11 protein-coding genes are annotated in these 13,486 nt (G+C 72.3%); 7 read left to right on the top strand and 4 right to left on the bottom strand.

Going from position 1 to position 13,486, the window contains the following annotated elements; all coding sequences use genetic code 11:
• Positions 1-53 precede the first annotated feature (53 nt).
• Positions 54-1,367, top strand: a complete 1,314-nt coding sequence (locus tag ACFVR6_RS05440) for a phosphotransferase (RefSeq protein ID WP_386959561.1) — start codon at positions 54-56, stop codon at positions 1,365-1,367.
• Between the two features lie 43 nt (positions 1,368-1,410).
• On the opposite strand, the gene ACFVR6_RS05445 is transcribed toward ACFVR6_RS05440, so the two are convergent.
• Positions 1,411-2,265, bottom strand: coding sequence for a helix-turn-helix domain-containing protein (locus tag ACFVR6_RS05445; protein ID WP_386959563.1), 855 nt, complete (start codon positions 2,263-2,265; stop codon positions 1,411-1,413).
• Positions 2,266-2,442: 177 nt separating this feature from the next.
• Between ACFVR6_RS05445 and ACFVR6_RS05450 the strand changes: the two genes are divergently transcribed.
• Complete coding sequence (locus tag ACFVR6_RS05450; protein WP_386959565.1) at positions 2,443-3,186, top strand: Atu4866 domain-containing protein; 744 nt, start codon at positions 2,443-2,445, stop codon at positions 3,184-3,186.
• 30 nt (positions 3,187-3,216) lie between these two features.
• On the top strand, positions 3,217-3,465 hold the full coding sequence (locus ACFVR6_RS05455; protein ID WP_386959567.1) for an Atu4866 domain-containing protein: 249 nt from the start codon (positions 3,217-3,219) through the stop codon (positions 3,463-3,465).
• A gap of 35 nt (positions 3,466-3,500) precedes the next feature.
• Here ACFVR6_RS05455 and ACFVR6_RS05460 read toward each other — a convergent pair whose 3' ends face one another.
• Positions 3,501-6,788: a UvrD-helicase domain-containing protein gene (locus tag ACFVR6_RS05460; protein WP_386959569.1), complete on the bottom strand. Its 3,288-nt coding sequence runs from the start codon at positions 6,786-6,788 to the stop codon at positions 3,501-3,503.
• Positions 6,785-9,931 carry an ATP-dependent helicase gene (locus tag ACFVR6_RS05465; RefSeq protein WP_386959571.1) on the bottom strand — a complete coding sequence of 1,049 codons (3,147 nt, stop codon included), beginning with the start codon at positions 9,929-9,931 and terminating at the stop codon, positions 6,785-6,787. Before ACFVR6_RS05465 ends, ACFVR6_RS05460 begins: the two co-directional genes overlap by 4 nt.
• A 135-nt stretch (positions 9,932-10,066) precedes the next feature.
• Between ACFVR6_RS05465 and ACFVR6_RS05470 the strand changes: the two genes are divergently transcribed.
• Both ACFVR6_RS05470 and ACFVR6_RS05475 read left to right on the top strand, forming a co-directional pair.
• Positions 10,067-10,291, top strand: coding sequence for a DUF3107 domain-containing protein (locus ACFVR6_RS05470; RefSeq protein WP_386959573.1), 225 nt, complete (start codon positions 10,067-10,069; stop codon positions 10,289-10,291).
• A gap of 4 nt (positions 10,292-10,295) precedes the next feature.
• Positions 10,296-10,586, top strand: a complete 291-nt coding sequence (locus ACFVR6_RS05475; protein WP_386959575.1) for a hypothetical protein — start codon at positions 10,296-10,298, stop codon at positions 10,584-10,586.
• A gap of 24 nt (positions 10,587-10,610) precedes the next feature.
• Here the strand turns inward: ACFVR6_RS05475 and ACFVR6_RS05480 are convergent, their stop codons facing one another.
• Positions 10,611-11,327, bottom strand: coding sequence for a ferritin-like fold-containing protein (locus ACFVR6_RS05480; protein ID WP_386959576.1), 717 nt, complete (start codon positions 11,325-11,327; stop codon positions 10,611-10,613).
• Between the two features lie 154 nt (positions 11,328-11,481).
• Between ACFVR6_RS05480 and ACFVR6_RS05485 the strand changes: the two genes are divergently transcribed.
• Positions 11,482-12,948: a DEAD/DEAH box helicase gene (locus ACFVR6_RS05485; RefSeq protein WP_386959578.1), complete on the top strand. Its 1,467-nt coding sequence runs from the start codon at positions 11,482-11,484 to the stop codon at positions 12,946-12,948.
• 113 nt (positions 12,949-13,061) lie between these two features.
• Positions 13,062-13,484, top strand: a complete 423-nt coding sequence (locus tag ACFVR6_RS05490; protein WP_386960269.1) for an SHOCT domain-containing protein — start codon at positions 13,062-13,064, stop codon at positions 13,482-13,484.
• Positions 13,485-13,486: the final 2 nt, after the last annotated feature.

The raw sequence follows: 13,486 nt of genomic DNA on the forward strand, positions 1-13,486 counted from the left end.
TTGCGGGCGTGGCGCGGGGGTGATCGGAGCGCGCGCGACCTACCCTTGTGGGCATGGCACGCTCACCTCTCACTCTAGCCGCGTCCGTCACCTCGGCCCTTCCCCGGGTTGCGGTCGTCGGGGTGGGAGAGCTGACCGAGGGGTCCGCCGGCCGCTTCGACAGTGCCGTGGCCGACCTCGACGACGGCCGCCGTGTCGTGGTGCGGGTTCCGAACTCCACCGAGGCCGCCGACGAGCTGGCAGCGCAGGTGCACGTGCTGCGCGCCCTGTCCGCCGGGGTGCGCGGTGTGCTGCCCTTCCGGGCCCCCGAGGTGCTCGGCGAGGCCGGCATCGGGTCCTCGCGCGTCGTCGTCTCCGATCTGCTGCCGGGTTACCGCGTCGACGCCGGTCATGTGCCGCCCGGGCGCGGCGTGGCCACCTCTCTCGGCGCCGCGATCGCCAACGTGCACGCCCTCCCCGTTTCAGTGGTCCGCGACGCCGGGCTCCCGTCCCGCACGCCCGCACAGGTGCGTGACGAGGCTGAGCGCCTGCTCGACCGCGCCGAGGCCACGGGCCTGCTGCCCTTCTCGCTGCTGCGCCGGTGGAGCACGGCCCTCGCGGCGGAGCAGCTGTGGCGGTTCGAGGCGGCCGTCACGCTCGGCGGCGTCGAGCCGACCGCTTTCCTCCTCGAGGATGTCGACGACGTCCCGACCGTGACCGGTCTGCTCGACTGGCACGGGCTGAGCGTGGGCGACCCCGCCGCCGACCTCCGGTGGCTCGCCTCGGCCCCCACCGCGGCGGATGGCGTCTACGAGGGCTATCTCTCCACCGCCCACCGCGCCCCCGACGCCCGACTGCGCGACCGCGCCCGCCTCTACGCCGAGCTCGAGTTCGCCAAGTGGCTCGTGCACGGTCACGCCGCCGGCGCCGAGAAGGTCATCGCCGACGCCGTCGCGCTGCTCGAGTCGCTCGCCGAGAGCGTCGGCGAGACGCCGCTGCTCTCGCACGACGCGGTCGACGTCGATGACGCACTCGCGCGTGTGGGCCGCATGTCGGATGCCACCGGCGAGATCGTCGACACCTCGATGCAGACCGACACCTACGACCCGTCGATGATGTCCATGTTCATGCAGGACACCGCGGACGACGACGCCGACCCCGCCGCAGAGGTCACCCAGCCGATCGAGCTGTCGCTGTTCTCCGACGACGAGGCCGTCGACGCCACCGCCGCCCCCGCCGCTGCACGGCCCGCCGCGCTCGCTGCGGAGCCTGCTCCCGCCGGCGAGCCGGTGATCGCCGACGAGGTGATCGAGGTGTCCGCCGCCGACGAACAGGAGCGCGACGACGCCGCCCGCAACGCCCTCCGCCGCTGGACCGCGTCGGACTGACCGTCACGCCGATGCCGGTGGGATGCGCCGGTGGAGCGGGCGTCTACCGACCGACGCCGGACTCGACGCCTCTCGTCGCAGCGACGCGTGTGGCGGCGAGCGTGGCGAGCAGCTTCAGGGCGTGATCGCTCGCCGATGCCGGCTCGGCGCGGTACGCGATGAGCTGCTGACCCGCGGCGCCGCGCACATCGAACGTGTGGAACTCGAGCGTGAGCGGCCCCACGTCGGGGTGGACGAAGACCTTGGCATCCTGCGTCTTCCCGCGTGCGTCGTTCTCCGCCCAGAGCGCGCTGAAGTACGCGCTCCGGCCCAGCTCTGCCACGAGCGCCCGCGTCGACCCGTCGTGCGGATCGAAGCCCAGCGCGAGCCGGAGATTCGCGACGCACGCGTGCGCGGACCGCTCCCAATCGTCGAAGAAGGCGGGCCCGGCCGGATCGATGAACACCATGCGCGCGAGGTTGCCGACATCCTGGAAAGGTGAATACAGAGCACGGGCCAGCGGATTGAGCGCGAGCAGGTCAAGGCGCCGGTTGAGGATGAGTGCCGGCGTGTCGGGCCACGCCTCCAGCAGACGCAGCAGCGACGGGTCGACCCGCTCGGTTGCGGGCGCCGGCGAGGGGACCGGTGTCGCGCCGGCCAGGCGGAAGAGGTGCTCACGGGCATCGGCGGTCAGATCGAGGGCACGACTCAGCGCGTTCAGGACCGATGCCGACGGGTTCTCCTCGCGCCCCTGCTCGAGGCGGGTGTAGTAGTCGACGCTGACGCCGGCCAGCATCGACACCTCTTCGCGGCGCAGACCCGGCACCCGCCGAACGCCGCTCCAGCGCAGGCCCGCCGCTTCGGGGGTGAGGGCCGCACGACGCGCAGTGAGGAAGAGGCCGAGCTCGTTGATCGCCATCACCCCAGCCTGCCCGTCCCGCAGCGTCCCAGGCAGGGTGCGTCGCACCCCCGATGTCGCGGCTTCCTCCACGCTAGCGGGGGTGCGCGCACTCCGGGTGCACCCCGGCCTGGTTGGCCTCCGGCCGGACCCGCACGCTGAGGTTCAGGATCCCCACCGAGGGGATCGAGGAGGAACATGAACACCGCATTCACCCCGGAGCTGCTGGAACGCATCATCGACAACCAGGCCGAGTACACCCGGCCACTGCTGTTCGTCGGCGCCCGTGTGCATCTGTTCGACTCGGTGGTGGCAGACATGGACGACGCCGACATCCTGCTCGGCGAGGGGTTCATCGTCGGCACGGGGCCCGGCATCGTCACGGCCGCCGGCGACGACAACGCCCTCGTGATCGACTGCGCGGGGATGGTCATCGTGCCCGTGGTCGTCGATGTCCGTGCCGCACTGGGCCTCACCGCCGAGCGGGCGTCCGACGTCGGCACGCTCTGGCCGGGCAACACCGGCAGCTTCGCCATCGTGGACGGGGCGATCGCAGCGGATGCCGCAGGCGCGATCTCGACGCTGCTCACGCATCCCGAGTCGGTCGCGGCGATCGTCCTCGACGGCAGGGTGGTGCTGTGGAACGGGGTGCGCACCGCGAACGCGCCCGACCGAACGGAGAAGGCGCTGACCGGCGCGGCCACCCCATCGACCAGCCCGTACCTCGGGATGTGGATCGACGAGTCCGGCTTCCTCCACCAGGAGCTCACCGCCGACGGCCGCTACGACGAGACCCGTGGCGGCCGGCCGCACGCGTTCCAGGGGTCCTTCTGGATCGCGGGCGACCGCATCGACTACCTGGACGATCTGGGCTTCTGGGCGTTCGGAGAGTTCGTCGACGGCATCCTCCACCACGGGCCCTACACGCTGACCCGTCGCTGAACTGACCCACCGCAACGAAGGAGAACGACCATGCCCGAGAGCACACCCCACCCCTACGCCGGCATGTGGCACACCGCCGACGCCCGCATCCGCCACGAGCTGCTCCCGGAGGGGCGGTACGTCGAGGCGCGCGGAAACCGGGAAGCCGCCTACACCGGCCGCTACGTCGTCACCGGCGATCACATCGACTATGTGGACGACACCGGATTCACCGCGGACGGGGACTTCGTCGACGGCGTCCTCTACCACGCAGGGATGGTCCTGCGGCGGGTGCGATAGCCGCACTCCGCGGCCCCGGATGCACGGTGCTGCGCCTAGCCGCGCAGCACCGTGCCGGTGCCGACGTAGACCAGCGCCACATCGATGAGGTCCATCGGCACACCGTGCTTCTCGTGGTACGCCCGGCGATACAGCTCGAGCTGCACCATGCGCTCCTCGCGCTCGGCGGCCGTGCCGGGAGGGCGGCCGGTCTTCCAGTCCACGATCTCGATGCGCTCCCCGCGGCGGTACACCGCGTCGAGCTTGCAGATGATCACATGCTCGCGCCCGTCTGGTCCCGTCATCGTGAAGTCGATCTCGGTCTCCACCGCGATCGGGCGCAGCGGTGCCCACTCGGTCTGGGCGAACGCCTCCTTGAGCGCAGCCATCGCCTGCGCGTCGTCGACGGACAGCGGTGCCGTGCCGTCGACGATCTCATCGTCGGACTCCCACAGCGCGTCATCCATCGAGGACCCCGCCCCGACGAGGCCCGACCGGTGCTCCACCCATGCGTGGAAGAGCGTGCCGAGCCGCGTCTGACGGTAGGGGCGCTCCGGCAGCGGCCGCGCGATGGCGGCGACGGTGCCGGCGAAGTCCGCGACGAAATCCTTGTACCGCGAGGCCGGGATGCGCGTGGGGGCCGACCTCACCCGGTCGGCCGCGCGGGCGGCGCGCTCGGCCAGCAGCAGCTCCAGTTCCGGCTGCGGCTCCGCCGGATCGGCTTCGCGCGCGGCCGCCACGGTCGCGGCGGCGGCGTGCACGGCGGCGGCGCGGGCGCCGAGGGGGTCGATGGGCCAGGTGAGCAGCCGACGCTCCCCCAGGTACGGGTTCTCGTCGGTCTGCGGCGCCGGGGTCTCCACGCCGAGCGCCTCGGCCATCTCGACGAGGAACGCACTGGGCTCGCGCGCACTGCGGGTGCCCGACCAGCTCGATCCGCTCAGCAGCAGGTGGTCGCGGGCGCGGGTGACGGCGACGTACGCGAGCCGCCGGTCCTCTTCGAGCTGACGTGCCCGCTGGTCGGCGACGAAGTCCTCCAACGCGGTCTTGAGCGCCTGCTGCGTGGGGGCGTCGTCCCGCCCCCACTTCAGCTGCGGCAGCCACGGCGCGTCCCCGCGGAATTCGTACGGCAGCACACCGAACGCGAGCCACCCTTTCGTGTCCTTCGCGGCGCTGGGCAGCTCGTCCTTCACCAGGCGCACCACCGCGACGGCATCCCATTCGAGCCCCTTGGACCCGTGGATGGTCAGCAGCTGCACGACGTCGTCTTCGGGCGGCTCGGTGCGAGGGGCGAACTCGTCGAGCTTCTCGGCGTGGTCGAGCCACGCCAGCAGACTCGGCAGCGACCCGCTCTCGTCGGCTGCGAGGAACCCGTGCAGTTCGTCGACGAACGCGCGCAGCTGCTCCGAGGCGATGCGGGCGGGGCCGCGGGCCTCGTTGGCGGCGAGTTCGACGTCGAGCCGCAGCTCCAGCTCGATGAGCCGCACGAGCTCGGGGATCGGCAGCCGCGCCGCGCGGCGCAGGCCCGCGAAGACCGCACCCGCCTCACGCAGGCGCTCCCGCGCCGCCGGGGTGAACTCGGCGAGCCAGCCGTGGTCGGCGGGGTGGCGCAGCACGAAGTCCAGCGCATCGATGAGCGAGCCCTGATCCTCCCCCGCCGACCCGCGCATGCGCTCGGCGATCTCGGGGGCGAGGGGCTTGAGGGCGTGGTCGTGACGCACGATGCGGCGGGCCAGCTGGGCGAGCGCCCGGAGGTCGGCCAGTCCGATGGCCCAGCGCGGTCCCGACAGGAGGCGGATGAGCGCCGAGCCGGCCGACGGATCGGCGATGACCCGCAGGGCCGACACGACGTCGACGACCTCGGGGGTCGACAGCAGTCCGCCCAGTCCCAGGATGCGGTGAGGGATGCCGCGACGCGCCAGGGCATCGCCGAAGCGCACCATGTGCTTCTTGCTGCGGAAGAGGATCGCCCCGGTGGTGGTCTCCCCCGCCGCGGCACGCGCGCTGCGCACCTGCGCGAACCATGACGCCACCCGTTCGGTCTCGGCGTCGAGGTCGTCCTCGAAGGCGATCTCCACCTCCCCCGCCGTCGCGCCGGGGCGCGCGAGCAGCTCATCGACCGGCACCGGCGCGGTCGCCGACAGCGGCTCCAGCACGGCGTTGGCCGCCGTGAGCACACGCGTGCTGTTGCGCCAGCTCGTGCGCAGCGCGAAGCGACCGCTGCCGCCGTCGGGCGCGAAGGCACGGGCGAAGTCGCCCAGGTTGCCGGCGCTGGCGCCGCGCCAGCCGTAGATGGACTGGTGCGGGTCGCCGACGGCCATGACGCCGGTGCCGCGGAAGAGCGTCGCCAGCAGGTCGGTCTGCACGACCGAGGTGTCCTGGTACTCGTCCAGCAGCACGACGCGGTACCGGTCGCGCAGTTCCGCGGCGACCGACTCGTGGCTGCGCACCACCTCGAGGGCACCGGCGACCTGGTCGGAGAAGTCGATGACGCCCAGGCGCGTCTTCTGACGCGCGTACTCCCGGGCGAGGTCCGACAGCAGGCCCAGGGCCGCCACCTTCTCGGCGGCACGGGCGACGTCGGCGTACACGACGGTGCGCTTGTTCTCCGACGGCCGCTCCAGCACGTCTGCGAAGCGCCCGGGAAAGGCGGCCAGTTCATCCAGCGGCACGAGGTTGTCGACGCTGTCGCGGGCGATGCGCAGCGCCGCGTCGATGAGCGTGCGCACGGCCTCGCCCCGCTCCTCGAGCCGCGGGTCGTCCGAGGCCAGCACGACCCGGCGCATCAGCAGCCAGGCGGCCGAGTCGCTCAGCACGGCCGCCTCGCCGTCGCGGCCGATCCGCACGGCGTGCTCGCGCACGATGCTGTCGGCGAAGCTGTTGTAGGTGGCCACGGTGGGCCGGTGCAGCAGTGCCTCGTCGTCGCCGCCCGTCGGCTCGGCGCCGGTGCGGGCCACGAGCCCCGCCAGCGCGGCGCGGCGCGCGGCATCCGTCGTCGTGGCGGCGAACACGTCGAGGTGTCCATCGGCGTGCAGCTGCGACAGGTGGGGCACGAGACCGCGGCGATCGAACTCCGCCAGGCGCTGCAGGCGCTTGTGGATGCGTTCGGCGAGTTCCCCGGCGGCCTTGCGGGTGAAGGTGAGCCCCAGCACCTGGTCGCGGCGCACCAGGCCGTTGGCGACGAGCCACACCACCCGCCCCGCCATCGTCTCGGTCTTGCCGCTGCCCGCGCCGGCGACGACGAGGCCCGGCGCGAGCGGGGATTCGATGACGGCGGCCTGCTCCGCAGTGGGCGGGAACTGGCCGAGGGCCGCGGCGATGGCGTGCGCCGAGATGAGCGAGGTCACGAGCTCACCGCCCCGATCGTGTGGATGCGGCAGAGGCCGTACGAATGCTCATCGCGGCAGTGCTCCTCGTAGGGGGCGACGAACGCGCTCCCGCGCATCACGTCGACGGCGGCGACGACGCGGCCGACGAATGCCTCGCGCGTCTCGACGTCGAACGGGACCTGGCGCGGGGTGACGTAGTCCTTGGATGCCGCGGAGGGCCGCAGCACGAGCAGCTTCGCGCCGCCCGGCCGCGCGCCTTCCGGTGCGGGGATCTGGCCCGCCTCGAACGCGAGCTGGTATGCGGCGAGCTGGGGGTTGTCGGCGACGGCCTTGTCGGTCTGCGGCTCGCTCTTGCCGGTCTTGAGGTCGACGATCTCCACGGCGCCGTCGGGGCCGAGTTCGACGCGGTCGATGTAGCCGCTGAGCACGGCGCCGTGTTCACCGGCGTCGGGGATCGCAATGGGAACCTCGAAGTGCGGCTCGGCGCTCAGCAGCGTCACCCCGTCGCGTTCGGTGTGACGCAGGTACAGGTGCAGACGCCGCACCAGGTCGCGCGCACGGATGAGCTCCGCCCTGCCACGCCAGGCGGCATCGAATTCCAGCTCTCCCCAGCGCTGCGCCACGATCTGCCACAGGCCCTCTTCGTCGAGCCCGGCACCGTGCTCGAGCGCGGCGTGGATGAGCGTCCCGAGCCCTGCCACCGAGCCGCCGGGGTCGCCGCCGAGGTCGCCGATCACCCAGTTGAGCTGGCATTCCTCCAGCGCGTGCAGACGCGACGGCGACACCCGCACGTCCTCGCGTGCCAGGTCGCGCAGCGGCGCGGTCGAGGTGGGACCGGCCACGCCGTACCACTGCGCAGGGTCCGCCCCGGCGACACCCGCCTCGGCGAGGAGGGCCAGCTGACCGGGTGCGGCGGCGCGGGCGGCCGCCGGGGCGCGCGGATCGGTGAGGGCGCGCCGATGCAGCGCCACGAGCCCGCGCAGGGTCAGCGGATGCTCGGCCTCCCGGGGCGCCGGCTCCGGGTCGGGGAGAAGCTCGAACAGCACGCTGGGGCCGGTGTCGTCGTCATCGACGGCGGTGACGATGAGCCGCGCGGTGGCGCGGGAGACCGCCCGCGCGAACAGGCGCAGCTCGTCGTGCATCGCCTGGCGGCGCCGGTCGAGCACGTCGCCGGTGTGCTCGCCCTCGACGGCATCGGCGAGCCGCCACGTCTCCAGCAGACTCCCGCGCAGTCGCGTGTTCGGCCAGACGCCGTCCTGTACGCCCGCGACCACGACGGTGTCGAACTCGAGTCCGAGCGAACCGGCGGGGGTGAGCACGCGCACCGAGGCCTCCGGCGGCGGTGCGGTCAGGCGGTCTTCGGCCACGTCGCTGTCGAGGATGCCACGCACGAACGCCAGCGGGGGCGCGCCGTCCTCGCGCTCCACGGCGCGCTTGGCGGCTTGGAAGAGTGCGACGACGGCGTCGAGATCGCGGTTCGCCTGCTCGGCCAGCGGGCCGTACCCGCGGGCGGTCTCCGCCCACCCCGGCTGCAGGCCCGAGCGCTCCCACGCCGTCCACAGCAGTTCGTGCACGGTCGCTCCGGCGGCGTGCTCGACCGACAGCTGCTCGAGGGTGCGGGCCACCCGCAACGCGCGGCGGGCCTCACGCGTGTCGATGAGTTCGAGCTCCAGTGGCCGCACCATGCCCGATACGAGCAGCTCCTGCCCGCCCCGTTCGCCCCCGGTGGCCAGTTCGCTCTGCCGCAGCGTCGTACGCAGCCGCCGCAGCTCCACCGGATCCATGCCACCGGCCACCCCGAGCAGCACGTCGGTCACCTCATCGAAGGTCCACTGGTCACCGGGCCGCGCCGACAGCTCCACGAGGCGCAGCAGGTCGCGCACCGGCCGCAGCGCGCCCAGCGCCCGGCCGGGGCCGCTCGCCCGCGCGGGCACCTCGCGGGCGGCAAGCTCCGCCTCCAGCGCCGCCACCTGACGGGTGTCGTGGGCGATCACCGCGCACCGGTCCCACGGCACGTCGTCACGCAGGTGCCGTTCGCGCAGCAGTCGCGCGATGGCGTCGTACTCCTCGGAGGGCGAGCGCAGCGCGAACGCGCGCACCGTGGCATCCGCGGTCACGGTGTCGTCGGGCTCGGGGCTGCGCAGGCGATGGCTGACGATGCCGACCGCGCCGATGCGCTCGGTGACCGCCGCCAGCAGGGCCCGCTGGGCGGGGCTGCCCCGGTGCGCGCCGGTGAGGACGAGCGGGGGCGCGGCGGCGGCGAGACGGGCGAAATTGCGCGGAGAGGCGCCGCGGAAAGTGCCGGAGCCGACGTCGGGGTCACCGAACGCCATGACGGCGATGCCGTGGGCACGGCATGCCTCCAGCAGTTCCACCCCCCCGAGGGTCAGTTCCTGCGCGTCGTCGACGAGCACGACCCGCACCCCGGCGAACGCGCCGAGCACGGGTGCGCCGCGCGTGCTGGAGCGGAGGATGCCGACGGCCTCGCGGACGAGTCCTGCGGCGTCGCGATGCGCGCCGCGCATGTCGGCACGGACCCGCTCGTACTCGGTCGCGAACGATGCCAGCGACGCCCACGCCGGCAGGTCCAGCCGCGCCGCCATCTCCTCCAGCCGCGCGGGGGTGATGCCCAGCGTCGTGCACTCGGCGAGGAAGGTGCGCACTTCGGCGCGAAACCCGGCGGTGCCGCGGATGGGGGCGGGCAGCCAGTCGGGCCAGCGGGAGGGGGCGGATGCCTCGTCTTCGGCGTCGCCGGCGAGCAGTTCCTGCACGAGCTGGTCCTCGTCGGCTCCGGTCAGCAGCTGCGGCGGCTCTCCCCCGGCGTGCACCTCGGCGGCGCGCACCAGTTGGAAGGCGAGCGACGCCACCGAGCGGGCCAGCGGACCCGACGTCGCCCGCCCGACCGCGAGGGCGAGGCGGTCGCGCAGCTCGGTGGCGGCGGTGCGGCTGGAGGTGAGCACGACGATGGTGTCGGGATCGACGCCGGCGGCCACGAGGGCGTGCACGCGGGCGATGAGCGTGGCGGTCTTCCCGGTTCCGGGCGCGCCGACCACCACCGCCGACGTCTCGGGCGCGAGTTCCAGCACACGGCGCTGCGCGGCATCCGGAACGAAGGCGGCCTCCGAGACGGGTTCGGGTACCCGGGTCTGGCTCTGTCGCATCGAGCCCACGGTAGCCGCCCCCACCGACGTTCGCCGACAGCGAGCGCGGCGTCGCCGGCGGCCGAGGGGGGTTCGCCGTGTCGTAGAGTCGTGATGCGCCCGCGGCGACAGCCGGGGCCGGAAAGGCAGTCACCCGTGGATATCCGCATCGGCATCGTCAACACCGGCCGCGAGCTCGGTTTCGAAACCAACGAGTCCGCCGAGACCGTCAAGACCTCGGTCGCGCAGGCACTCGACTCCGGCGCCACCCACGTGTCGTTCCGCGACAACAAGGGCAACTCCTACATCGTGCCCACCGCGACCCTCGCCTACATCGAGGTCGGCACCGAAGAGTCCCGCCGCATCGGCTTCGTCGGCTGAGCCGATGCAGATCCTGCTCGCCCTGATCGTGGGCGCGGCGATCGGCATCGCCGCGCACTTCACGGTCGCCGGTCGTGACACCCGCGGGTCGGTGCTCGCTCCCATGATCGGCGCCGTCGTGGGCGGTGCGGTGTGGATGGCGCTGACCTGGGCGGGCCTGGGCATCGACAGCCCGTGGATCTGGGTCGCGTCGTTCGCCGCCCCCGCCGTCGTGGTCCTCCCCACTCTCATCCTGCTCACACGCGCGCGGCGCGTGCACGACGAGCGCGAGCGGGCACGCCTGAAGATCGCCTGACGGCGACGAGCGGGCGGCCCGGCGTCAGGCGTCGAGGCCCATGGCCCCCATGCGCCTCGAGTGCGCGGCCAGCAGGTCGGTGAACACCGGCTCGACCTTCTTCTCGTCGACTTCGTCGAGCGTCGTGGGGCGTAGCGCCGCACGGGCGATGAGCAGCGTGTCGCCGACGAGGCGCCGCCCCCACAGCGCCAGCAGCGACCGCCACTCCTCGTCGGCCTCGACGGCGGCGACGATCATGTCCACGAGCGCCTGGCGGTCATCGTCGGCGGCGAGGATCTCGGCGGCGCTGCGCCCGGTCTCCCCGTAGCTGGAGGCCAGCGCCAGATAGAAGTCGTCGAGCATGCCCGCCGTGATGTGCACCGACAGCACGGTCTCGAGGGGCCGGGCGCCGTGCGTGGCGCGACGGAACGCGTCCAGCGGCTCCCGGAACGGCAGCATGATCTCCAGCGCGTCGTCGCCCCGCTCGCGGATGAGGGTCACCAGTCCGCGGTGCTTGAGCAGCGCCGCGCCCGCCGCAAGCGACAGTGACTCCTTCTGCGTCAGCTCCGGCGTCGAGGCGATGAGCTGACTGAGCGTCTCGAAGTAGCCCAGCTGCAGGTAGGCCGCCTGTCCGAGGAAGGTGTCGACGTCGGGAGCGAGCGCCTCGAAGTCGACCCGGTGCGCGTCACCGAGATCGCCGCGCGAGCGCAGCGACAGGGTGCGCGCGGCGGGCCGCTTGCGCTTGAAGAACCACCAGGCCACGAGACACCACGATACGCACCCACCAGGGCGTTGATGCATCTCCGGTAGGCTGGACACGCCCCGGCAGTGGATCGGGGCCCCGCGCCTGCGGCTGAGGAAGGGCGTGGAACATCTCTCCCCCCGGCGGCATCTCACCGCCAGACAGGCTCGCATTGTGACGACTTTCGCCGAACTCGGTGTCGACCAGGACATCGTCGATGTCCTGGCCAAGAAGGGCATCGTGGATGCCTTCCCCATTCAGGAGCAGACGATTCCGCTGGGTCTTCCCGGGCAGGACATCATCGGCCAGGCCAAGACCGGAACGGGCAAGACCTTCGGATTCGGCATCCCGGTGGTGCAGCGCCTCGGCCAGAACCCGGAGCCCGGTGTCAAGGCGCTCATCGTCGTTCCCACCCGCGAGCTGTGCGTGCAGGTCTACGAAGACATGGACATGCTCACGTCCGGCCGGTCCACCAGCGTCGTGGCGATCTATGGCGGCAAGGCCTACGAGGGCCAGATCGACCAGCTCAAGGCCGGCGCGCAGATCGTCGTGGGCACCCCCGGTCGCCTCATCGACCTGAACAACCAGCGTCTGCTCGACCTGTCGCACGCGACCGAGGTCGTCCTCGACGAGGCCGACAAGATGCTCGACCTCGGGTTCCTCCCCGACATCGAGAAGATCTTCTCCAAGGTTCCCGCCGTGCGGCACACGCAGCTGTTCTCGGCGACCATGCCCGGCCCGATCGTCGCGATGGCGCGTCGGTTCATGTCGAACCCGATCCACATCCGCGCGACCGACCCCGACGAGGGGCTGACGCAGGCCAACATCAAGCACGTCGTCTACCGCGCGCACTCGCTCGACAAGGACGAGATCATCGCCCGCATCCTGCAGTCCGAGGGCCGCGGCAAGACCGTGATCTTCACGCGCACCAAGCGCGCCGCCCAGAAGCTGTCCGACGAGCTCAGCGATCGCGGGTTCAACACCGCCTCGGTGCACGGCGACATGAGCCAGGAGGCGCGTGAGCGCTCGATGGCCGCGTTCAAGGCGGGCAAGAAGGACGTCCTCATCGCCACCGACGTCGCCGCCCGCGGCATCGACGTCGACGATGTCACCCACGTGATCAACCACACCATCCCCGACGACGAGAAGACCTATCTGCACCGCGCCGGTCGCACCGGCCGCGCCGGCAAGACCGGCATCGCGGTGACGTTCGTCGACTGGGACGACCTGCACAAGTGGGCGCTCATCAACCGGGCGCTGGAGTTCGGTCAGCCCGAGCCGGTGGAGACGTACTCGTCCAGCCCGCATCTGTTCAGCGACCTGGACATCCCCGCCGGCACCAAGGGCCGCATCGTGACGGCTCCCCGCACGCAGGCGGTCAAGACCGCGCCCGCCGCGGCAACCGAGGGCGAAGAGGGCTCGCGCCGTCCGCGCCGCCGCCGGCGTACCGGTGAGGACACCCAGACCGGTGGCGCCTCGGCCGCGGCGACCGGCGAGCAGCCGGCCGGCGAGAAGCCGCGCGACGCCGACGGTGGCGGCACGCACGACGGCGGCGGCAAGGAGCACCACGACGGCAAGTCGGCCCCGCGCCGGCGTCGGCGTCGCCGCGGCTCCGGCACGGGAGCGCCCGCAGCGCCCTGACCCTCGGGACCTCGCCCCTGTGCCGAAGGGATCTTTCCCGCGGGAGCACTGCGTCGCTATGGTGAGCGCAGACGACGCGGTTGCGTCGCTCCCCCGAGGAAAGGGACGTGCACATGCGACTCATCGACGCCGCCGTGGAGTATCAGGGTTTCTGGGGGTCCTTCTGGGACCTGATCTGGTGGTTCCTGTGGGCTTTCGTGTTCTTCGCGTACCTGATGGCGCTGTTCTCGATCATCGGGGACCTCTTCCGTGACCACAAGCTCAGCGGCTGGTGGAAGGCGGTGTGGATCTTCTTCCTCATCTTCTTCCCGATCATCACGGCGCTGATCTACCTGATCGCCCGCGGCAGCGGCATGGCCGAGCGCAGCGCTCAGGCCGCGCGCCAGTTCCGCGAGCAGCAGGATGCCTACATCAAGACGGTCGCCGGCAGCGGGGCGAGCCCGACGGAGGAGATCGCGAAGGCCAAGCAGCTGCTCGACGACGGCACCATCACGCAGGCCGAGTACGAGGCGCTGAAGGCCAAGGCCCTCGCCTGACA

The organism is Microbacterium sp. NPDC058021, from assembly GCF_042885955.1.
In the GTDB taxonomy this organism is placed as follows: Bacteria; Actinomycetota; Actinomycetes; order Actinomycetales; family Microbacteriaceae; genus Microbacterium.

Bases quoted from the DNA above. Each gene is read 5' to 3' on its own strand.
- ACFVR6_RS05440 (WP_386959561.1), top strand. From the start codon at position 54: ATGGCACGCTCACCTCTCACTCTAGCCGCGTCCGTCACCTCGGCCCTT.
- ACFVR6_RS05465 (WP_386959571.1), bottom strand. From the start codon at position 9,931: ATGCGACAGAGCCAGACCCGGGTACCCGAACCCGTCTCGGAGGCCGCC.
- ACFVR6_RS05490 (WP_386960269.1), top strand. From the start codon at position 13,062: ATGCGACTCATCGACGCCGCCGTGGAGTATCAGGGTTTCTGGGGGTCC.
- ACFVR6_RS05475 (WP_386959575.1), top strand. From the start codon at position 10,296: ATGCAGATCCTGCTCGCCCTGATCGTGGGCGCGGCGATCGGCATCGCC.
- ACFVR6_RS05455 (WP_386959567.1), top strand. From the start codon at position 3,217: ATGCCCGAGAGCACACCCCACCCCTACGCCGGCATGTGGCACACCGCC.
- ACFVR6_RS05445 (WP_386959563.1), bottom strand. From the start codon at position 2,265: ATGGCGATCAACGAGCTCGGCCTCTTCCTCACTGCGCGTCGTGCGGCC.
- ACFVR6_RS05450 (WP_386959565.1), top strand. From the start codon at position 2,443: ATGAACACCGCATTCACCCCGGAGCTGCTGGAACGCATCATCGACAAC.